Here is a 24,002-nt window from a genome sequence, read left to right on the forward strand (position 1 = left end):
TCATCCTTTGGGCGGAGTTGATTTTATGATGACAGTTCGAATTATGTTATGCGGTATTTCCTATATATTCCGTTTACCTGACATTTTAAACGGAGAATAGTAGTAATAGGAATGCTGAATTTCTTGAAAGTATTGGTTTGAAAAAACTTCCTTTCTTGTAAATTCATAGGGAACTCAAGAACTCATATTTGTGCGGTCTCTCCCTGGAAAGCGTTTGATACCATTCTCCGATACAAGTGTGGTCATATTCACAAGCACAAAAAGTTATTTTATCATCTACAGAACAAAGGTCATTGTCATCCATAGTCAGGATGGATAACAGCATCAGAAAACTTCCTGTACCTGTATAGGCTCTTCCGGTATCCGGTCGCTCAAACTATATAGAAAATTCAGTATTTTCAAAGCCTTGCAGTCGACAATTATCTGTGTTTCGAACCGCCTTAAATAACAGGAAGAAGGCTGACGGTCTTAAAAAAACAGTCCTTTTTTCGAAAGAATTATGCTATGATGTAGGTAGTCAAAAAATCCAAGGGGGACTGTTTATATGGAGCAAAAAAATCAGTTTAAGAAAGACATAAGTTTGGAGAATTTTGTATTTATCGTTCTGTTTTTCGGTCTGTTTAGTGCCCTCGGCCTTAAGATGGGCGGCACGAATATGATTATGACGATTATCAACACAAGTTATCGCCTGCTTATAGATGTCTGTTTCTACATAATGGCGATGTCGGTCATCGCCGGAGCCATCTCTTCGCTTTTTTCCGAGTTCGGCTTTATTTCTACCGTGAACAAACTTCTATCCGCCTTTGTAAGACCTCTGTACGGTCTTCCGGGAGCGGCGTCTTTGGGGATCCTCAACTGCTATCTGTCGGACAATCCGTCGATTTTGACCCTTGCCAATGAGGACAACTTCCTCAGCTACTTCAAAAAATATCAGATACCTGCATTGACCAATCTCGGGACCTCCTTCGGTATGGGACTGATCGTTACGACTACGATGATGAGTATGCCGGTGGAAGGTGCGGTAGGAGCTGCTCTGGTCGGAAACTTAGGGGCGGTAGCGGGAAGTATCGTCAGCGTTCGTATGATGCTCCACTTTACCAAGAAGGTCTATGGGACCACCGATATGGTCGAGGTCAAAGGGGTGGAGAGGATTCCCGAAAATATGAGAAGGATCCGGGAAGGTTCGCATTTTTCACGCTTTTTTGAGGCACTTTTGGAAGGCGGACAGTCCGGAGTACAGATGGGAATGGCGATCATTCCGGGAGTTTTGATCATTTGCAGCATCGTTATGATCCTCACTCACGGACCCGGACCCGATGGGATCTACACGGGAGCGGAGTACCAAGGTATTCCCGTACTTCCATGGATCGGAGAAAAGATCGCGCCTGTTATCAAGCCTCTGTTCGGCTTCAGTTCCTATGAGGCGATCTCCGTTCCGATCACAGCACTGGGCTCGTCGGGAGCGGCTCTGGGCGTGATCAAGAGAATGAGCGAAGTCGGCAATGTAACGGGCAACGATATCGCGGTATTTACCGCCATCTGTATGTGTTGGAGCGGATATCTGTCCACCCATATTGCTATGATGGATGCCTTGAATACGAGAGTAGTGACTTCCAAGGCGATATTGAGTCATACGGTAGGAGGACTTTGTGCGGGAATAGCGGCACATCTGTTGTTTATGATATTTTAGCAAGAAGAGAGGCGGAGGGATCTGTCCCTTAAGCTGTATCGGCATAAATTAAGATCATGTTTTTAATGGCAGTGGTGATAAACGATTTGGGAAATTCTCATATGATCAAGGGAATGTTCCTGAAAGTATATGGGACTATTATGAAAATTATGGAGGGGTTGCATGCAAACAAATAACAAGGCACTGGAGTGGCTGATGAGTAAGCCCGAAAAAGAGCTGTCTCAGGAGGAACTTCGATGTGGGGAATTGGTTCGTAGGTATCAGGAAATATTTAAGGACAGCCCGCCGACCTCTCCGTCTTCTTGGCCTACAGAGGAGTGGATCCGGATCCTTGAAGAGTGCCTGAGAGAAAATAAGACCTATGCTGAACTCTACAGCTTTTCGTATGAAGAAGACTCTGACTATTAATGAGATACCGCATTATTTGAAGAAACGGTATAAAAGCGGTTTTCATAAATGGCAAGGCAAGTTTCGTTAAAATGTTAATTTTACAAGATCGATATATCTTACAAAACAACAGTAAGAGAATAGTTGTATTTATGCACTATTGCTATAAAAATCTCCTTTTCACAAATAATTGAGGGAAGATAGATTTTTTTTGGCAAAAACAGACTGTTTTTCCCTCGGAAAAGGCGTTTTTCGATAAAAAATGAACGAACGAAAAATTTTTTCTTTCAAAATGCGACTGGTTATATTAGTCTAATTATCTACAGTTCAGCTATTAAACCCAAATAAAGTTATCGAAAATTATATCAAGGAAGTACAGTTGGATTTGAATTCTGCTTCATTCTCGTATATAATATGGTAATATTGTTCAGGAAATAACGCATAACTATGGGACAAAAGGTTGCTTTTTGCAGCCTATGACAAGTGCAGAGCGGGAAGGCGGGGGAGCCGTCCCGCAGAGATAGACCCTGTTTGCCCGTTGTTTATCAGTTTATCAAAGCGATGACCGTGTACTCCGGCCAAGGGGCGGGACTATCTGGATCTACAAACAAACGTTTCGGGATCTGCCCATACTATGATCTAATTAAAATGTCAGGTTAGATGCCTTGAAGCATCTCGTGATCCAAGTTGTTTTTCGGCAAGGACAAATCTGTATACCCGACATCTCAAACGGAGAATAGTGTCAGTGCAAGGATGATCCGAACGGTCACTGTTCGAGTTCCCCGATCTCAAGGTTCTTTCTTTGGGTAAGGGAGGATAAGCGTCTGAACGATCATATAAAAATCCCGCATCCGTTGAATGCGATGAGGACCAAGCGGGAAAACTTCCTTCAATTATAATTTCACTTTGCAGCCACCCGAATCTCTCTTGAGCGACAATGGTAAGGGGGTTGACCTTTTTACTTCCGTTTGGGAGTTCTTTCCTTCGTTTCGGATCTTGTCTTGGATAAATAATGACAAAGACACGAAATGTTTTTTCTTGTGTATACTGTTATCCATTGGGATTATTGATAGGGATGCCTTTCATTTTGAGGGCAATAAAATAGATTGTTATGCTTACAGATGTGAGTATAACCATATTTCTATCGGAATAGTATTACAAAATCCGGGAGGATTTTGAGATCCGTTTTTTAGGAATTTCATCCTCCATACAAAATCGCTTTCACTCTTTTTTTAATGATGCGGGGTCGTCCGGGAACGTAAAGATGTCAAAAATATAGGCAGCTTCTGTTTTTGTGTAGAATTTTTTTCGGAAATACAGATCGAAGAAGGTGGGATATGGCGGTCAAATACAATGATGAGGTTTTGGATCTCGCGTTGAATCAATGCGGGAGCAGTGACGAGGATGAACGAAAGAAGGGGGCGAGAGTCCTTAGACGTTCGTCCTGCTTGGAGCTTGGAACGAAGAACACCTTGACTGTTATGAGGTGGTTCATCTCTCATACGGATGAACTTGTTCAGACGATCAGGCAGGAGGACAAAAACGACATCCTTTGGGAATATATTTACGCACTCCATTCTTTCTGTAACAGATATATCAGACTTGCACACCTTGTAAAAAACACCGATGAGATTATGGATTCGGCACGGAGGGTGTATTTTGAGGAGCAGATAAAACTTTTGATCGAAGAGTATGTCCGCAGTGAAGACATGAAGGTTTTGATCGCGACAGCTTCCTTCCTGTGGGGCTACAGAGACCGGAGGGCTTGGGATATGTTTGCTAAGGTCCTTGACAAAAAACGGGATGCTCTGACTCTCTCGCATATCGAAGTCGCAATATCGGTTTTGCATAGAGAAGTGATGTCAGGAGGGTGTGTGCGAGATCTCATCGGTGAGGAGCAGGAGGTGCAACTGTGTGACAGACTTTGCTTCATTGCCGATAGGAAGGCGAAGAGTGAGCGAAGGTGCAGGGAAATGATTGCGATGTTGAAAGAGGTAGGGTCTTGTATATAGATACAGAAGATGAGATTACGGGTTTTGGCGTGATCTCGGTAAGAAAATTCAAAGAGTGAGTCGTGATGAGGAGATGGAAAACTACAGGAGACGATTAGGTCAAAAGGAGAAGAAGCATGAATGAAATGATAATGGACTTGGTGGGAAAGGTTTTGGAATCTATTGCAAGCAGAGCGGGAGACATGTCCAGAGATGCTTGGGAGAGATTCAAGGTGGATTTTGGCATGGTTTTTCAGGAATATCTCAAACGTTCCTATGACAAATACAGTAAGATCAAGACGATCCTCTATCGGACCGAACCGCAGTACATCTATGACTTTTTTGAAGTACCTTATTTGAAAAAAGACGGACAACCCTCGTTTAAGGCGAATAAGGTCAGTGATGTTTTGGATATTTCGAACTTTATCATTGTGCAGGGAACGGGAGGGATTGGAAAATCGACCCTTCTCAAACACCTGTTTATCAACACTCTGAATGAGGAAGTCCTTATTCCGATGTTTGTGGAACTCAAGGACATCAATATCTTCGACTACGGGATGGAAGAGATGATCTATCGAAAACTCAACGATATGGGTTGCGGTTTGGATGAGGAGCGTTTGGAATATGCCTTGGAGTCGGGAAGGTTTCTCTTTTTATTGGACGGTTATGATGAGATTCTGACCAAAAACAAGGATCGGTTTTTTCGGGAAATCAACAAGTTTTGTGATAAGTACCCTGACAACTTCTATGTGATTTCGTCGAGAGAGTGTAGTGATTTTGTAGCGTTTCAGCGTTTTACCGTCTTAAAGGCCTGCCCGCTGACGAGGGAGCAGGCGATCTCGTTGGTCAGTAAGATCAAGTTCGATGTTGATATCAAACAGAACTTTATTACAGAGATGGAGAGGGGCCTGTATGAAAAACATGAGTCGTTTGCGTCCAATCCGCTCTTGCTCAATATTATGTTGTTGACCTATGACAACTATGCCGAGATCCCTCAAAAATTACATGTGTTCTATTCCGATGCCTTTGATACTCTCTATTCCAGACACGATGCCACCAAAGGCGGATACAAAAGAGAGTTCAAGAGCAACCTGTCCAGAGAGCGTTTCAAGGAGATATTTGCAAGGTTTTGTTTTTTGACCTATGCGAAGGGAGAATTGGAGTTTTCTTACGAGAAACTTCAGGAATATTTGAACAAGGCGGCCACCAAGAATACCGATTTTCACTTGGAAGAGTATGTCGACGACCTCATCGGTGCCGTATGCGTCCTATATAAAGACTGTTTGAACTATCGCTTCACTCATCGGATGTTTCAGGAGTACTTTGTCGCCTTTTTTCTTAAAACTTTACCTGACGAAAGAATGAATCAGGTGGCAAGCCAATTGATCGAAAGAGATATCAACCGAGCGATGTACGATAGCGTCTTCGATATGCTCTATGACATGGACGAACACAGGTTTGAGAGAAACATTCTACTCCCGACCATCCGCGATTTTGAAAGGGAGTTGGAAGGAGACCGCTACGACTTTTACTTTAAGCGTTGTATTCGAGCCGTAGACTTTATCGAGTTTAATGACCTCGAGCAGGAGTCTTTCAGAGATCTCAATGTGTTTCCCCTGACGAGAAAGTGTTTTCTCTCGAGTTTTATGTGGTACTATTCTTCAGACTATGAGATTAAGAGGTTTGGAGACGGATCAAACAAGGTGTTTGACTGTCTTTCGGATATGAGGCGGGTTTCGATGACGGAGATCCCGGCCGGAGATGTTATGGGAGACAACGTTCTGTATGATCGCATAAAGCAGACATGGATCGGAGTTCGGATTTCCGTGTTGTCGGATATGAAGAACAGGATCGAACAGAAGCATAGGGAGATGGACTTGGATCTGGACAGTCTTTTGGACGGCTAGGGAAACGTTGCATAATTAAAAAATAGAGCGAAACCGGTTTTATACAAAAAGCAGAAAGCCTTATGCCGTTCTTTGATAAAAGCATCATTATATCCACACTCGCAAGTTCAGGAATTTATTTTGTTGTCCGTGGAACAGAGGGCCTTGATATAAACAGCTCGAACGGATATCGGTACAAAACAAATACCGAATAATTCTAAAAATCTCGGTAAATTCTGTTTCATATGAAAAATAAAACGTTTAGAAACGTTGATTTTACAAGGTCTCTATCTTTTCAACAATAGAAGCGCGATATACCTCTGTGTGGTACTTTCTTTGGGAAATACCGCACAGAGGCAATTTCGATTTTTCTTTGGGTTTATAATAATGTAAGGATTTATCAAATCAACATTTTTGAGAGGTTCATCCTTCGTATAAAAGTCGATTTTATGCCGATTTTTCTAATTGTGAGGTGCTGCTTAAAATGGTTATTTTACAAGATTTCTGTACGGTATAAAACAACAGCAAGATCCGGATGTTGTTCTGTACGGTGTTTTTCATGCTTTCTTATACTATTATCTATTAGAATGGACAGGTTTAATGCTTTGAAAGCATAGGATTATATTCTGCATACCCGGCATTTCAAACGGAGAATAGTATTAAGAAAATACCGCACAAATATGAAATCTTGATTTTCCTATTGATTTGCAAGAAATGAAACCTTGTTAAATCAATACTTTAGAGAAATTCAGTACTTATATACAGTGATTTTACAATGATTCTTTGAATTATGCGGTGTCTCCTTAATATCAAACAAAACCATCGTCTCTGTGCAGGATACCTCCTCCATTTGATACTATTTTTCAATAGAAGTGTGGATATATCTATTTTTCGATGACGAAAAACCATATTGTCCTCCATGGATCACAGATTGTTTATATCCACTATTCAAAAGAATAGTAGTATGAATTCTTGATATCCTCCGTTAGACGGATGGATTTCTTTTTGTCTGTAAGGGAGCTCCTTTTCGACCGGATAGCGGTAGTATATCAGATCTTTCTATATGCAAAATCCCAATAATAACAAAAAATTTAAATAAATATGTCATTAATATTTTACAAATTGAACAGAAAAAGTGTATAATATAAACCATCCCCTAAAAAATCAGAGATATTTTTTGCAGATGCAGGGGAGGATGGTTGATACTATTCTTCGATAGAAGTGTAGCTATATCTATACTTATAAGCACAAAGATTTGTTTTATATCGTCGATAGAATAAGGGCCTTGATATCAATAATTCCAACGAGTGATAGTATGTTCACTCAAATACGGGTCTTCAGTCGGGATGTTGTGTTCACACCGTTTTCGGTGATCATAGTTCCCGTTTCCTCTAGATGTTCCGCTCAGAGAGAAAATAATACCATCTGTTTGGATTGTCCGCTTATACGGAACTGTATCCGCATAAGCGTTTTAGGATCTCGAAGTTTATATTGTTGTAATACTATTCTCCGTTTGAAATACCGGGTATGAAACATCTCTTCATTGCCGAAAAAACAATTTTTTGGAGGACGATGATTCAAAGTGTTCAACCTGTCGATTCTAATAGCTAATAATATAAATCATTTTCCTATCGAAGCGGGGCATACGGGAAGTTTTTGAGGTAAAAACATATTGAACTTCTCAAGTTTCGTTTATATCGCCATCCGATCGACATACCGGTCAACGTGAACCGTATACGGGCTATGGCGGTTTAAAGTTTGAACTGTATAGGCGATAAGTTGAACAGGAGAAGCGTATTTATCTGCTTCAACGGATCGCTTGTATAGTTGGGGATATAGAGCAGTTCAAACTGTTTTCGACAATCGGGACAAGAGTGTATAATTTGAAAAAATATTCCGGTTTTTTCGGGCGGATACATTGTGTCGAAGAGCTTCGCTTGAAAGGATTTCTACATTTTTTCAAACAACTTGGAACTCAGCTTGTATCCTTGTGAGGTACTTCCTAAAATATTTCGTGTCTGAAGAATTCAAAGCCATCGATATCAAGAGTCAAACGGATAGCAGTATAGTTGGAGAACAGCAGGAAGGGAGCTTTATACTATTATCCTTTGAGTTGTGGATATGTGACCCATAGAAGATAAAACGATTTTTCGCGGTCGAAAAATCGACATATCCATACTTCTATTGGGATAGTATTAGGGAGGTCCCACGCAAAGACACAAAATGATGTTCCCTTTGTTTTCGGGATATAGAAAACCTCTAAAGTGAGGGGTTTCAGAAATGTGTTTGTCCAAGAAAAACTGAATTTCTTCTGCTTTTTGGAAGGGTGCGGTGTTTTCTTGGATCAAATTTAAACCTGCGGAGATATGCAAGGAAGATATCGCATAGGTCCCAAAAACAGAATGAAACAGGTTTTACGCAAACATAAACTTTTTAGGGGTGTTGATGTTACAAGGGTTCTGTAGCATATAAAACAACGGCGAAAACAAGATATCTCTTTGTGAGGTGTTGCCGAAAGGAAAAATCAAAAGGAAGCATGAAAGGAGAATGCGATGAACGATCTTATAACGGCACTGATGGGGAGGGTAGTGGATTCTCTTGCGACCAAGGCGGGAGAGTTTTCCAAAGAAGCGTGGGAAAAGTTCAAGGTGGACTTCGGATCTGCGTTTCACGAGTACTTAAGGCGTTCCTGTGAAAAATACAGCAGGATCAAAACTATTTTATATCGAATTGAACCTCAGTATATTTATGATTTTTTTGAGATTCCCTACTTGGAAAAACAAGAAGACCAACCCTTCAAGACCTGCAATGCGAACAAGGTCCTCCAGATATCGAGGTTTATCATCATACAGGGAACAGGCGGTATCGGCAAGTCCACCCTGATGAAGCATCTTTTTATCAGCAGCTTGGAGAGCGAGAGTTGTATTCCGATGTTTTTGGAACTGAAAGATATCAATTCCCTGGAGCTGAGATGCAGCATTGAAGACATCATCCTCAGCAAACTCAACACTCTGGGGTGTGAACTGGAACGAAGCAGTTTGGAATATGCTCTTGCATCGGGCAAGTTTGTCTTTTTATTGGACGGATATGACGAGATTCTGAGCAAAAGCAAAGATTGGTTCTTCAGAGAAGTCAATGCGTTCTGTGACAGATATCCCGAGAACCACTATGTGATCTCTTCGAGAGAGTGTAGCGACTTTATTGCATTTCAGCGTTTTACCATCCTGAAGGCCTGCCCCCTTACCAAACAACAGGCCATTTCGCTGGTGAGCAAGATCAAGTTCGATGTCGATATCAAGCAGAACTTTATTACGGAATTGGAGAACGGACTGTACGAAAAGCACGAATCCTTTGCCTCCAACCCTCTTCTGCTTAACATTATGCTCCTGACCTACGATAATTATGCGGAGATTCCCAAAAAACTCCATATCTTCTATTCGGATGCCTTCGACACCCTCTATTCCAGGCACGATGCAACCAAGGGAGGCTACAAGAGGGAGTTTAGGAGCAACCTGCCGAGGGAGGTGTTTAAGGATATCTTTGCACGGTTTTGCTTCCTGACCTATGCCAAGGGGAAACTCGAGTTCTCTTATGAAGAGTTGCAGGAAGATCTCAAGAAGGCGAGCTCCAAACAGTCGGACTTTCGGATGGACGACTATATCGATGATCTGATCAGTGCGGTATGCCTCCTGTATAAGGACGGCTTAAACTATCGCTTCACTCATCGCCTGTTTCAGGAGTATTTCACGGCCTTCTTCCTGAAAATCTTATCGGACGAGAGGATGGAGCAGGCGGGCAGACAGCTGATCGACAAGGATATGAATAGGGCGATGTACGACAGCGTCTTCGATATGCTCTACGATATGGACGAGAACAGGTTTGAGCGAAACATCCTTCTGCCGATCATTTACGACTTTGAAGAAGAACTTGAGGGAGACCGATATGAGTTTTACTTCCGCAACTGTCTTCGAGGCGTTGATCTGATCGAATTTAAGGACGTGGAGAGGACCAATACAGGAAACCTCCATCTGCTGCCTCTGACGAGAAGATGTTTCCTCTCCGGCTTTATGTGGTACTACTTCTCCGAATATGAGATCAAGAAATTCGGTGAAGGATCAAACAAGGTCTTTGACTGCCTTTCGGAATCGGAACGGATCTCGATGAAGGAGATCACGGTCGAGGATGTTATGGAAGATGCCCTTTTGTACGAGAGGATCAAGCAGACGTGGATCGGAGTGCGTATCTCTGTGCTGTCCGACCTCAAAAACAGGATCGAACAAAAACATAGGGAGATCGATATGGACTTGGACAAACTGTTAGGGGATTAAAGGAACTTGTGTATGAAGATCTATCCCGCGATCCGTTTGTTAAGGTTTTTCAGTCATGTCCTTCTACAAACAGAGTTGATGAGGAGGGTGCGTTTGAGGTTCTTGATGATATTATACGGTTGAAACATCGCTGGTTTGAACCGTATAAAGGAAGAAGGAAGTTCGGATGATAGGGTGATCGGATTTGATTCTGTTCTCGGATGGAAGTATGGTTATATCTTCACTCCTAAGTGCGAAGTGTTATTTTGCCGCTCATGGAACGAAGAGTATTGATACCAATGGTTCGAATGGATAACGGTATGAATGGGGAACTGCTCAAGAAGGCGGTCGGGAAGGGAAGTTGAGAACTGCCGTCCTCCTTTACAAATAAACCACACAATAACGAAGGTTCTTACGTGAAAATCCCTGCCCGAAAATGGTATCCTGAAAAAGGCTACAGCCTTTATGTGCCGGGGACGGCAAAGCTCGTTGCCGGCAAGGGCTTAAGCCTGTTTTTGCACTGTTATCCGAAGCGTCAGGAAAACACCGCACAAAAGCGAACTGCTGAGTTCTTTTTGATACGATTCTCCAATAGAAGGATATCTATTTTCGACCGTGAAAGATCATTTTGTCTTCTATGGGTCACAGATCGTTGATATCCACGACTTGAAAGAATAATGAGTTTGCAGAACACGAAGGTTTGTCAAATCAAGGTTTTCAAGAAGTTTATTCTTCTAAAACCGATGTTATACTATTATCTGTTGGAATCGACAGGTGGAATGTTTCGAAGCATAGGATCATCCAAGTTGTTTTTTCGGCAGTGATAAGTCTGTATATCAGGCATTTCAAACGGAGAATAGTATTAGGCTGATTTTTTGAATTGTGCGCTATCTCATAGAGTTTGTTTTTCAACGGAATAAGTCTGTCGGAGCGATCCGCACAATTCGAATGGGCGGAGCGAGAACGGCTCGATACGAAGAATAAAGTTTGTGAGAGCAGTTTTTTTATAAGATCGCTATACTCTGCAAAGCGGCAGAAGGAACAGGTTGAATTGAGAAGTGTTTTTTCTTCAGCCGGTTTGGAATATACAGATTCTCAAAGATGTTCAGTTGAGAGAGGTTTCGTGCTCCGTGAAACGACGGAAGGGTAAGTTCCTATCTTTGTGCGCTGTGTCATCAGAATGGATGCCGTTTTGAAGTGGATGTTCTTGTCGGATAACAGGATTACCAAACTGTGTAAATTTGTATCAAAGAGAGTTGCAGGAGGGATTATGAAACAAGGTATACTTCGAAAAAAACGAGGGGCTTTTTTGATAGGAACGATCTGTTCCTACCTCGTTGTAGCAGCTGTTTTTTTCGGCATTATCTACAGGATGAGGCAGACGATGCCCGAAGATCTTCAGTTGGAGCAACAGGTGGTCTACGACAAGGACGATATCAGGGTCAAGGCGGTCGGCATCGAAGTGAATTCGCTGCTCGATACGCAGTTGGAGTTTGAGGTCGAAAACAATTCGCAGACAGCCTATCAGGTGACCCCTTACTTTATGGCGGTGGACGGCATTATGGTGGCTCCTCCCGAGAGTGAGAAGAAGATCGTAGAGCCCGGGGAGAAACGGGTCGTCGGACTCTCGATGGGAGATCTCGCCTACTCCGAGTTTTTGAACAGGGAAGAGATGGGAGAGATCAAACTCGACCTCTACCTGATCGACAAGGCGTCCGAAGAGAACGATCATATCCTGATACAGGATATCACCTTACACACCAATTATTTCGGTAAGAATCAAACTCCCGATCTCGATCTGGAGGGAGAATTGTTTGTGCAGAAGGAAGGTCTGGTCGTCAACCTTGTAAAACAGGACGGTCAACCGATCAAGTCTCATCAGGTCCTGATGACTGCGGAAAACACCTCGGATCGCGATATGTACTTCTATACGAGTGAGTTTCAGTTCGGGGACAAGAAACCGAAGACCGAGATCCTCATTCCCGTTCGTGCACATTCCAAGTCGGTGGTTATGCCGTACGGAGTTGTTCACCTGATCCTCCCCGACGGAGAGTTGAAGGAGGGCGATCCCAAGTTGAAGTCGATCGGGGCGGTCATGGACTATCGGACACATGAGGTTATCGGAGAACAGATCGATCTGGAGTGGAACTAGAGGGAGGACAACATGGAGAAACAGAAATTAGGTAAGGGTTGGTTTTTGTCCCTCTTCGGCGGCATCGTTTTCGGAGCGGCCTTGGCGGTGGGGACCCTTCTGCTTTTCAGTTATACGATGTACAACACATACAACAAAGAATATGCGGTGCAGGGGGCGGACAAGTCACTCAAGGCGGAGAGTCAGGTCCTGCTTGACAATGAGGAGATGAAGGTGACTTTCAAGGGCTTTGATCAAAGCGTTAAGAAGGGAGAGGACCTCGTCTTAGAAGTGGAAAACAAGACGGACAGAGCGAAGCAAGTGATGTGTGACACCGTCGAAGTCAACGGTTATGCAGTACAAAATGCCCTGCACGACAAGATTGAGTCGAATTCGAGCAGGAAGGTCGGCCTTTCGATCACATCGGAGCTCAATAAGATGGGTATCGATAGGATCACGGATATCAAGTTCAGTTTGCTCACCTCCGATTCGGATGACTTCGACCATGTCGTGGAAGGACCTTTTGAGATTAAGACCAACCACTATGGAAGCTTCAAGCAGGAGGAGAAGGATGCGACCTTGGCTAAGGAGCTGCTCTATGACGAAAACGGAGTCAAGATCTATGCGGTGGAAACAGCTCTTCCCGATGCAAGGACCGTCTCTCCGGAGTTTTGGTTCATCATCGAGAACGATACTGACAGAAAGATCAGGGTCGGTGAGAATAAGGTGGTCGCCAACGGGATCACGATGGATACGGTCAGTTTCTACCCTACTGCTCTTTATCCCGGACAAAAGACCAAGGAAGCGATGGCTCTTTTGATATCGGACGCGGAAGAGAAAAATGTGGGAGAAGATATCCGCACCTTGGACGCGCAGTTCTCGATCGATTTTGAGATCGAGCAAGAAAACGGAAAAATATCGAAACATTCCGAGCATTTCGAGACACCCTTGTTAAAGGTGAAATAGGACTGTGATATGACCGGGATCTTACACAAATAGGATCTGTGATCGCCAAGAACGGTCTATGCTATTATGGAAATATTGCATAATACTATTCTCCAAAAGTATGGATATACCTATTTTTCGACCACGAAAAACTGTTTTATCTTCTATAGATCACAGCTCGTTTATGTCCATAACTCATACTGTTTTTCAATAGAAGTATGGATATATCTATTGTTCGATGACGAAAAACTATGTTGTCTTCTATGGGTCACAGATTATTTATATCCGCTATTGAAAAGAATAGTAGTATAAGATCAGATTTATATAAAGGGTGAAATTCTTGAAAGTGTCAGTTTGACAGTCTTTCGTCTTTTACAAACTCAAAGGAAAATCATAAGTTTGTCTTTGTGTAATGCTTCCTTATCTATGGAGGTCGACAGGTGGAACGTTTGAAGCATAGGATGATTCAAATTGTTTTTAGGTAATGATCCGTTCTGCATGCTATTTCAAACGCAGAACAGTCATAAGGCACAGACTTCGGATTGCACAAGAGGTCGATCTGACCGGAAAAAATCTTACAGGGACGATCGTATAAAAGGAAATTTCTCTATACAAAAAACAGTTGTTTATGTGGTATGATAGGTACATAGACAGCTGTTTTTTATTTTTGAAGGAAAGGCAAAATAAGCATATAGACAAGAATAGGAATTGGTTGAAAGAAAGGACGAACCGTGGCACGAATTTCAAACCGAGTGGAAGATTACAAAAAAATAACCGAAGCGAACTACCTCGTCGCCCCTAAGAATGCGGAGCGTTACCGTATGATCCTGCGTTATTTCTTCGTGGAGCACGAGAGGATGAGAGATTATATCTACCCCGAGAATGTGCTCGAACATGTGCAGGGCATTTTGGGGCGGGACAATTACAGCGAAGAGGAGCTCACGCAGGACCTCAAACAGTTGGTGGAGTGGAAGAACATCGTTCCCGGTCAGGAGATCAAAAACCCCCGTACTATTGCGGAGTTCAACCGCAAGGTCTTTCGTTATCAGATCACTTCCTACACGGTGCAGATCGAGAGGATGCTCGAACAGCTTGAAAAAAGCGGAGAAGAGTTTCGCGGTTCTTTGGACAAAAAACCTTTTGAAAGACTCTACCTCGCCTTGCGAGATTTTTTGGAAGAAGGACCGAGCGACAACCTCATCGAGCACTGGCACCGGGTGATGGAGATCTTTACCTCCGTCCGCGAAAACACGGCGGACTATCTCGCCTACCTCAGCAGCGAGAAGGCGGGAGAGATGATGAAGAAGGAGAGTTTTTTTGCCTATAAGGAGAAGTTTATCAGCTATCTCCGCGATTTTATCCAAGGAAGTTATCAGATGGCGGTCAAGATCCAAGAACTTTTGGAAAAACAGGAGGAGGGCGAGCTCCAAATCAAGTTCGACTACCTGGCGAGGGTGCCCGACTTTACTCCGAGGTTCGAGGATGTGCAGACGGATGTGCAGACCAAGACGGAAGAACTGAAGGAGCTGTGGCTCAGCATCGTTCAGTGGTTCGTGCAGACAGGCAGCCATCCCTCGCAGTATCGCATCCTCCAGGAGAGGACCAATGCGACTATCCGCACTATAACGGCGAACATTCGAAGGATCGGGGAGAGGAACAGGCAGAAGCTAAGTCGCAAGAAGGACTACCTCCATGTGGCGAAGTGGTTTTTAGAGGCGGAAACGATGGAGGAAGCACATTGTATCTCCTCTGTGATTTTCGGTTTGCAAAACACCGCCCACTACTACGCCATGGAGAGCGAAACCTCCAATATCTATGAGGAGATCTGGAATATTTCCCCCAATGAGATCGTGACCAACAAGCGGGTCAGGGGAGGTCAGACTAAGACGAAGGTTCAACGCTACCATTCCAACATGGAAGAGAAGATGGAGATCATCCGTCGCAATCAGGATGAGCACAGGAGGCTCAAGGAGGAGATCGACAGCTACATCCGAGACGCAACGATATCTGTGCATGACGGTCAGGAGGTTTCGACCTCCGTACGCAAGGTTCTGCTCAAGTGGATGTCGACGGCGATGCTCACTGAGGACGGCACCGTACTTACCGAGTTCGGTTACCGTGTCAAGGTAAGGCTGAGTGAAAAAGAGAAGATAAAGTTGGAATCGGAAGACGGAAGCATGGAGCTGTCTTCCTTCGCTGTAGAGATATTGGAGGGACGAGGCTATGCAAGTGAGTGAACAACAACTTCAAGAGGCATTGATCCTTCTGTTTGAGAAGTATTGGATACTTAGGAAGGACTCGATAGACCACTACAGACTGCTACGTCAGGCGGAAAAAGACCTGCGTAGGATCATCAACGAAAAGTTCGGTTTCCGTCTGACCATGCACTCCGAGTTTGTGAAACTCGAGAAGATACCGGTCTCTCCCGAACCTTGGATGGGGATCCGCAGTTTCAGCCAAACCATGGACTACGTCCTGTTCAGTTGTCTGCTCAGCATCCTCGAGGGCAAGGAGGCGGGGGAGTATTTTTTGCTCAGTCAGCTCTGCGAAGAGGTGCAGCTGATCTATCCTCCGGAGTCGAGGGTGGACTGGGTCAACTACAACCACCGCAAGTCGTTTGTCCGAGCGATGCAGGAGATGCTTGACCTCCACTTGCTGGAGACCTTGGACGGAGATCTGGAACAGTTTAAGCAGAATGAGGAGGCCGAGGTGCTCTATCGCACCACCGTCTATTCGGACTACTTTATGCGCCCCTATCCGCAGGACATCTATCAGTACGATACGTGGAGGGACCTACTCGAGGAGGAGGCGGTGTCGGAGAGCGATTCCAACCTCGTTCGCCACAAAGTCTATCGCAGGCTCTTTCTTCAACCGGCGGTCCAAAAGACTGAGGTTTCCGATGAGGAGTTCTACTATCTCAGAAATCAGAGGCAGAGCATCCTCGATTTTGTGGAGAGGTATACACCTTACAACTTTGAGCTTTACAAGGATGTGGCGTTTCTGTCCTCACCGGAGCGAAAACAGGACCTCAACCTCTTCCCCACCGCCTTGGGTATCGATGACATCATCCTTCATCTGGCGGCGACACTGCGGGAGAAGGATCCCGAGAGGAAGGAAACGGGCAGCGTCTTTTTGACCCGTTTTCAGTGGGAAGAGCTGGTACGCAAGACCAAGGAGGAGTACGGAGAGGGCTGGTCGAAGGAGTACAGGGAAGTCAAGAGCGTGGAAGAGATCTCAAGAGACGTCCTCGAAAGGTGCAAGGACTGGAACTTCGTCTTCGAACAAGAGGACGGTATCGTCGTAAACTCCGTGATGGTTCGCAGTATAGGCAAATACGGAGAAGATAAAGGAGGGAAGTAGATGGAAGGCAAATGGCATATCAACAGGGCGGGATTTATCAACTATTGGTACTTCGACACGCAGTATTTCAACTTTGCGGACGGGAAGATCCTGTTTCGGGGAGCGAACGGAAGCGGAAAGTCCGTTACTACGGCGAGTCTCTTCCCCGTTCTTCTCGACGGCAATACGGCGCCCAACCGCTTGGATCCCTTCGGTTCTTCGGCACGAAAACTCGAAGACTACCTTCTCGGTGAAAAAGAGGTCACGGGGATCGACGACAGGACGGGCTATCTTTTTGCGGAGTACAAGCAGGAAGGGCAGGAGACCTATCTCACGACCGGGATTGGAGTTCGCGCAAGGCGAGGGAGGGGGATGGAGAAGTGGTACTTCGTACTGACGGATAACCGAAGGATAGGGATGGACTTTGAACTCCAACACAACCTGGGTAAGGGGCAGTTTCAGCCTTACTCCAAGAAGGAACTCGAAAACCGTATCGACAAGGGTGGAGAGGTGATGGACAAACAGAAGGACTATGCATCCTGGGTCAACAAGAACCTGTTTCGTTTCGAGAATCTCGACGTCTTTGAGGAGATGATCCAGCTCCAGCTTGAGATCCGAAAACCCAAACTGTCCAAGGACTTCACGCCCACGGTGATCTATTCGATCCTGGAGAACTCCCTCCCCGCCCTCAAGGACGAGGATCTGATCTCCGTATCGGATTCGCTCGAGAACATCGACAGGGCAAAAAATCAGCTGGAATCGGCGAAGAAGGACTATGAGATCCTCAAGGAGGTGCAGAAGAGGTACAGGGACTACCACGACCTCGTCCTCAGTAAGTTCGCCTACTATACCCGAAGTTCCCTCCGTGCGTTTGATAGCGTCGCAGAGGAGAACCGATCGCGCAGGGAGGAGATAACAAGGCTCGGCGAGGAGATCCGAGAGGAGAAGCAAGCTCTTAAGTCTGCGGAAAACGAGCTCGTTGTCTTAGGCTCCGAATTGGAGGAACTTCGCAGACACGATATCTTCGACGTCGAAAGAAGGCTCGATGAGACCCGCAAGAAATTGAGGGATATGGAAGGAAAGGAAAAAGATAAGAACGGGAAGTACAGGGAGACCGAAAAGGACTACAGCACGGCGGAACGTGAGAAGTATGAGATCGAGGAGAATCTCAAGGGTCTCGCCCTCGACAGGGACCATGCCCTCAAAGACTTGGAGGGTCTGTGTGTCGAAACGGGTTTTCAGACGAAGAACGAACTCTTCTTTATCGACTACCGTAGAGAAGGAGAAGGTCTGAACCTTTCGCTATGGAAGGAGGAGGCCTCCTCCTATCTTCGAAGTCTTGAGGAGATAAGCAGAACTTTGAAGGAGGAAGAGAAGAAGAAACAGGAGTCCTTCAAGAAGGAGGTCGAGATAGGGCAGGTCTGCCGGGAGATCGATAAGCTCGACTACGAGATCAAAAACTGGAATGTTACTTTTTCGGAAGACCGCGAGAAGATTCGTACAAAGATTGAGCAGTGGTGCAATTTTGCTCCCTATCCTTTTTCGCAGGAGATCACACAGGAGATCAACTCCATCCTCTTTCGTCTCTACGAGGAGGATGCACAGTTCTATGATATCAGACGTCTGGTCGAGGTGGAGTACAGCCGTTTTGAACAGGAGAAACACAGGTCGAAACTCAAGTTGGAGCAGGACCTTCACAATCTGAGTCTCAGGGAGCGGGAACTCGAGAAAGAGCTTGAACTGTGGAAGAACAGGACCGTCCCCGAACCTCCCCGTGATGAGTACAAACTGGAGGAGCACCGTCTTTTGAGAGAAGAAAGAAGGGCCTTCGCCTACCTGTATGAGGTCGTGGACTTCAGAGAGGGACTGAGCGAGGACGAGAAGGATCGGATCGAGGGAGCGTTGATCGACAGCGGTATTTTGGACTGCCTCGTATCGGAGGAAGATCTCGAGTTGAAGGAGTCGGCACAGATCTTTCCTTCTGCGCCCTTGATGGGGGATGATCTCTCGAAGTACTTGGTTTCGGTAGACAATGAGAAGGTGAGCAGGGTCTATATCGAGGCGATCCTAAGTTCGATTGCCGTTGACAGAACGGCGGGATCCGTCAGCATTACGAAGGAAGGAGAGTATTCTCTCGCAATGGTGGAAGGTCGGGTAACAAAGAAACACCGTGCCAAGTTCATCGGCAAGGAGGCAAGGCTTCGTTACATCCGTACGAAGATAGAGGAGATCGAAGACTCTCTTACAGGGATCCGGGGCGAGATCGTCGCGTTGGAGGAGGAGGTTTCCGCCATAGAGGAAGAGATCTTGGCGGAGCAAAGACGTTTGAAGGATTTTCCCAAGGATGACGACCTCAGGACCATACGACAAAGTATTCGCGAGGCGGTATCCAAGAGGGAGCTCAAGCAGATCCGCAGGCAGGAGTACGAACGTCAGTACAATCTTCTCCAAGAGGAGATCGCCGAACTCAGGCAGGCTTGTTACATCTTTGAGAGGGAGAACGAACTCAAGTGCAACCTCGTCCTCGTGGAAGAGATCGTGAAGAAGATGAGGGAGTATAAGGACGTCCTCGATGATATGGGGGACATCTTCAAGGAGATCGTCAGCGGGAACAGGAGGTTGGGCGATAAGGAGCAGACTCTCTCCATCACATTGAAGACTCTTTCCGCTCTCAAGGACGAGCTCGAAGAACTCAGGACGGACATCGATGTCGAGAGCAGGAGAATCCTGTCCTTGGAAGAGAGACTGCAGCTTGCCGATGTGGAGGAGGTTCGTGCCAAGATCCGAGAGAAGAGATCGAGGCAGGAAGTCCTTCTCGAGGAGAAGGATCGTCTCAATGCCTCAACTATTCGAAAAGAGGAACAGCTCTTGACAACAAGGGCGAAACAGGAGGAGAGCGAGAGGAAGGAGGTCTTCCTCGAAGAACTGTCCAAAACATGGGAAGACCTCTTCGACAAGGAGTACCGTCGCTACAGTGAGGAGGACGAGAGCGTTGAAGTGCTCAGAGACTATGCCAAGACCTTCGAGCCTTCCCGGGCGGAGAAGGAGGCCAAAAAAACCAACAGATTGGGCTCGGTCGTGCGTGAACACACCAATGAATTGAGCGGGTACAGTCCCGAAATCATAGAGTCCTTCGCCTGTGATACAGTGACTTTGGAGGAATTGGACGTGCAGGGAGAATTCGCCTCCGAGATCGAGGTGCTCAGAAGCAACTCCAAACGCAACCTCCTGACTGTTCTCAACGAACAGAACAGGCGTACGGATATCTTCCGCGTCGTCAGCTCCTTGGAAATCTCGATCGAAGAACAGGAGAGATACATCAGGCAGGAGGATCGAAACCTCTTTGAGCACATCCTCCTCGATTCGACGGGGCGTATCATCAAGGGACTGATCAACTCGGCGGAGAAGTGGACGAAGAAGATGAACGATGTCCTTCAAAGGCAGAACAACTACCGAGGCCTCAAACTTTTGATCGAGTGGAAACCCAAGACCGCCGAAGATGAGAGGGAGGTGGGCACGAGGGAACTGGTCGAGCTTTTGAGACGGCCTTCCGAAACGCTTACCGATCACGATTTTGAGCGAATCGTAAATCACTTCCGTCTCAAGATCGAACAGGCGAAGATCGATATGGAAAAGGATGAGAACGTCAGATCCCTCCACGATGTCATGAAACAAATCCTCGATTATCGACGATGGTTCCGTTTTGTGATCCGATACGAGAAGGACAACCAAGCTTCGAAGGAGCTTTCCAACCATGTTTTCAACCGTTTCAGCGGAGGGGAGAAGGCGATCAGTATGTACCTGCCCCTCTTTACCGCCATCTATTCGCGTTATGAGGACGGTTCCAAGAACGCACCCTACCTTGTCGTTTTGGACGAGGCCTTTGCCGGAGTCGATGAGAGAAATATCGCCGAGCTGTTCAAGGCGATGGAGGACCTCGGGTTCGACTATGTGCTCAACTCCCAATCTCTGTGGGGAGACTACGAGACTGTTAAGGATCTGATGATCTATCAATTGATCAGGGAGAGGGGCTCGGACATCGTGGTCAGTCGTGAATACCGTTGGAACGGAAGACAGAGAAGGGAGGAAGAGCAGAACTGTGGATAGGAGGAAGGTCATCGAGTTTTTCAGGCGGGAGAGAGCCTACCGAAGGTTCTGTGAAGCCTGCTTGAAGAAGTATGAGAGTTTCGGGGAACTTCGAGGCAGTATTTCGCTCGAGAGTTACACGGAGGATGAGGTTCGGCTCCTGGCGGACTTTTTGGGAGAGGCGGACTACAAACTTCTGGAAAAGAGGAGGATCTCTCTGAAAGCATGGATCCGCCAGTATGAAAAAACGGGATTTGCCTTTGTTCCTTTCGGAGAGGTCGTGAGAGAGATCACCAAGGCGGAGCTGATCAAGAGGACGGAGGCTCAATTGCGTGAACAACAGAGGGAAGAGACCTATGTTCAAAACTTGGAGAAGGAGTATCCGCACCTTTTTGCCTGCCTCCATTCCAAGGAGATCCTTCATGAGGTTTATATGGACTCCTGCAAGGGCAAACTCGGGGACAGGGAACTTGAGATCCTGGAGAGAGCAGTTGCAAGACTTCCTCTCGAGGATTTCGTCTACCTGCCCCTGTACGTCAATCAGGTCGCGGGCCACCCTCACGCCTTCGACAGTCCGAGCACCTTGGGCAGGTGGTTCGAACGCTTGTTGAACTTCAAATACGAGGAACGGCTCCAAGGCGAGGACAGGGCGAACTATGAGAGAAAGTCCAAGGCGGAACAACGCCACGAACGGTTGTTGAACTTCGGGCTCCTGGCCGACGATATCTCCAACTTTGTGACGGTAAATGCCCTCCTCGCCTTTCAGGGGGAGGAAGGTGTCGGTTTTTGGAAGCAGGCGTGTGAGAGTCGTCTGACGTGGAATGTGCCTCTCAAGCACCTTGTCGAGAACTCGAAGTTTCAACCGTATCGGGGGAGGATCCTTTTCGTGGTCGAAAACTCGGGTCTCTACTCGATGCTGATATCGAAGTTTCCCGATCTTCCGGCGGTTTGCAGCCACGGACAGTTCAAGCAGGCCTTCTGGTATCTGATGGAACACTTGGACGGGGACAGCCTTGTCTACTATACCGGGGACTTTGATCCGGAGGGGTTGAGGATGGCGAACACTTTGAAGAAGAGATATCCTTCAAGGATCCGACTCGATTTTATGACGCAGGACTGTTATCTTCTCTCTTCACCCAAGAAGGAGCTGGACTATGCAAGGCTCAAAAAGTTGGGCGGGACGGATTCCGAGGAGCTGGAAGGAACGGTGGTTAAGATGAAGGAGCTTCGGTGCGCCGGCTATCAGGAGGAACTCTTTGAACTCTATTGTGCCAAGATAGAAGAGATACTGAAAGAGGAAGGGGCAAGGTCATAAGAGTAGGAAGAACGAAGGAAAGAACGGATGCCCGTGTACTCGAAGTTTCAAGATAGGAATGGAAGCGGGTGCAAAGAAAGATCCTGTTATCGTTTCATAGAGGACGGGGATCTTGAGAACCCAATGTGTATAAGAATGATATCTTTCGTAATCGAACGGAGCCTGCCATGCTTTTGAACTGTGCGGTATCTCCGTAGAAAAATCAAACAAGGGAGGTTGTTGAGATGAAGGTGGAGCTGAAAACGTGGTCGGAAGAACAAAGGGAAGATCTGATCAAGGTGTGCAATGAGGTGGACAGGTCCTATCTTTCGGGGCTCCTGCCCCTTCCCTACACACAGGAAGATGCAAGTTGGTGGCTGAACTTCGTACAGGAGCATGAGGGACGTGAAGGGGTCTTTCGTGCCGTCGAAGTGGACGGCAGAGTGGTCGGCAATATGTCGGTCGAGAAGAAGGAGGATGTATATCACTGTGATGGAGAGATCGGCTATCTTCTTCTGGACGAATATGCATCCAAGGGTGTGATGACGCAAGCGGTGGGCCTGTTGTGTGACCTTGCTTTTCGTGAACTCGACATCCTTCGTATCACGGCCCTGGTCTATTCCCCCAATATTGCCTCTATCAGAGTCTTGGAGAAGAACGGTTTTATCCGCGAAGGGATAAAGAGAAACGGAGTCATCAAGGACGGGAAGGTCTATGACCTCTATATCTACGGCTTGCTCAGGCCTTAGGAAAATCCGGCAGGAGGACCTGCCGAAGTACATATGAAACCTCAATGAAAGGAGAAGAAGAATGTATATTGATAAGTGGTGGGGAGAATACCTTGGAGAAAGTGAAGACAGCTACACCCTGATAGACTACTTCAACGAAGGAGAAGAGAAGGATTATCCTCTCTCCAAGATTTTTCGGGATTTCTATCTTGAGGAACAGATCGCGAAGGGGAGTTTTCGAACGACGGCGGATATCCGCTATATGAGTGCGGATGGGGTGCATTACAGCGAGATCGATATCGTTATCAACCTGATGACTGATATTGCAGCCATCCTCTTGGAATGTCTGCACAACGAAGAAGTATCTCTCAAGGACCTGAATGACGGTATCGGCAAGAAGAAAAAGATCCGGGTAACTCCGACTCCCGGCGAGTTCGATTGTCTGCTGGAGGTGCTTGAGGACTTTGCAAGCTCCTATATGGACTATGAACTGGCAGAGCTCTGTGATGAAGAGACTATGAAGGAGATCGCAGGCCAATGCTTTGAGATCGCACAGGAGCTGAGGCGGTATCGATGATCCGAATAGGTGACGGTATATAAAATGTGCTTTGCAAACACTTGGTCACAGGTACAGGCAGAATTGTTTGGGAAAATCGAATATACCGCTTTGGAAGCATAGCCGACTAAACCGTAGGGGTAATGCGGATTCACTTTGGAGGAGAACGTACAGGGTCAAACAGAAAAAAATATGGAACCAAAAAAGAAGAGAAAATAAGACTTAAGAGGGTTTTGAAATTTTGGAATAAAAGCTATACTTTATTTGTAACAAAGCAAGGGCTCTTAAAAAAGAATCTGATTCAATTCATCGCCTGAGGTCATAGACTCTTATGTTCTTAGGCCGGGTATCCAAAAACCAAATGTATTTAATGATTAAAGGAGGAAAAACCATGAAAAGAATGGGCGGAAAATCATTAGTAGGAAGTATCTTGGCACTATCTTTGGTGCTTGCAGGAACAGGTTATGCATATTGGACAGATACGTTGAGCATCAGCACAAAGGCTACAACAGGAGATTTCGGAGTGACCTTTGCAGATCTCGGACTCTATGCACAATATGACAACGAAACCTTGCAAAACGGCTGGAGTATTGTAGACGGAATTAAGCACGGGGATAACGACGGATTTGTAGCAGACGAGTTCTTTATGAGAGGAAATACCG

14 protein-coding genes are annotated in these 24,002 nt (G+C 45.9%); all 14 read left to right on the top strand.

From position 1 onward, the window contains the following. Window positions 1–544: 544 nt before the first annotated feature. A complete protein-coding gene (locus ACFO4R_RS06885) occupies window positions 545–1,690 on the top strand; it encodes a CD0519/CD1768 family membrane protein (RefSeq protein WP_379788325.1) in 1,146 nt (381 codons plus the stop codon). A gap of 162 nt (window positions 1,691–1,852) precedes the next feature. After that, window positions 1,853–2,098 carry a hypothetical protein gene (locus tag ACFO4R_RS06890; protein WP_379788326.1) on the top strand — a complete coding sequence of 82 codons (246 nt, stop codon included), beginning with the start codon at window positions 1,853–1,855 and terminating at the stop codon, window positions 2,096–2,098. 1,316 nt (window positions 2,099–3,414) lie between these two features. After that, complete coding sequence (locus tag ACFO4R_RS06895; protein WP_379788327.1) at window positions 3,415–4,089, top strand: hypothetical protein; 675 nt, start codon at window positions 3,415–3,417, stop codon at window positions 4,087–4,089. Between the two features lie 116 nt (window positions 4,090–4,205). Continuing rightward, window positions 4,206–5,975, top strand: a complete 1,770-nt coding sequence (locus tag ACFO4R_RS06900; RefSeq protein ID WP_379788328.1) for an NACHT domain-containing protein — start codon at window positions 4,206–4,208, stop codon at window positions 5,973–5,975. 2,531 nt (window positions 5,976–8,506) lie between these two features. Next, window positions 8,507–10,282, top strand: coding sequence for an NACHT domain-containing protein (locus ACFO4R_RS06905; RefSeq protein ID WP_379788330.1), 1,776 nt, complete (start codon window positions 8,507–8,509; stop codon window positions 10,280–10,282). Window positions 10,283–11,531: 1,249 nt separating this feature from the next. Continuing rightward, window positions 11,532–12,413, top strand: a complete 882-nt coding sequence (locus ACFO4R_RS06910; RefSeq protein WP_379788331.1) for a hypothetical protein — start codon at window positions 11,532–11,534, stop codon at window positions 12,411–12,413. A gap of 12 nt (window positions 12,414–12,425) precedes the next feature. After that, window positions 12,426–13,358, top strand: a complete 933-nt coding sequence (locus ACFO4R_RS06915) for a hypothetical protein (protein WP_379788332.1) — start codon at window positions 12,426–12,428, stop codon at window positions 13,356–13,358. A 710-nt stretch (window positions 13,359–14,068) separates the two neighbouring features. Next, window positions 14,069–15,574 (top strand): TIGR02677 family protein, encoded by a 1,506-nt coding sequence (locus ACFO4R_RS06920; RefSeq protein ID WP_379788333.1) that lies wholly within the window; start codon window positions 14,069–14,071, stop codon window positions 15,572–15,574. Further along, window positions 15,567–16,697, top strand: a complete 1,131-nt coding sequence (locus ACFO4R_RS06925) for a TIGR02678 family protein (RefSeq protein WP_379788334.1) — start codon at window positions 15,567–15,569, stop codon at window positions 16,695–16,697. The genes ACFO4R_RS06920 and ACFO4R_RS06925 overlap by 8 nt, the downstream gene beginning before the upstream one ends. Further along, entirely contained in the window at window positions 16,698–20,783 is a 4,086-nt protein-coding gene (locus ACFO4R_RS06930) for a TIGR02680 family protein (protein ID WP_379788335.1), read from the top strand. Beyond that, window positions 20,776–22,077 (top strand): TIGR02679 domain-containing protein, encoded by a 1,302-nt coding sequence (locus ACFO4R_RS06935; protein ID WP_379788336.1) that lies wholly within the window; start codon window positions 20,776–20,778, stop codon window positions 22,075–22,077. Before ACFO4R_RS06930 ends, ACFO4R_RS06935 begins: the two co-directional genes overlap by 8 nt. A 224-nt stretch (window positions 22,078–22,301) precedes the next feature. Beyond that, window positions 22,302–22,805, top strand: coding sequence for a GNAT family N-acetyltransferase (locus ACFO4R_RS06940; RefSeq protein ID WP_379788337.1), 504 nt, complete (start codon window positions 22,302–22,304; stop codon window positions 22,803–22,805). Between the two features lie 61 nt (window positions 22,806–22,866). Beyond that, complete coding sequence (locus ACFO4R_RS06945; RefSeq protein WP_379788338.1) at window positions 22,867–23,361, top strand: imm68 putative immunity domain-containing protein; 495 nt, start codon at window positions 22,867–22,869, stop codon at window positions 23,359–23,361. Window positions 23,362–23,731: 370 nt separating this feature from the next. Beyond that, the coding region (locus ACFO4R_RS06950) for a SipW-dependent-type signal peptide-containing protein (RefSeq protein WP_379788339.1) at window positions 23,732–24,002 on the top strand (271 nt) is incomplete at its 3' end.

This window comes from Filifactor villosus (genome assembly GCF_042652965.1).
Taxonomy (GTDB): Bacteria; Bacillota; Clostridia; order Peptostreptococcales; family Filifactoraceae; genus Filifactor; species Filifactor villosus.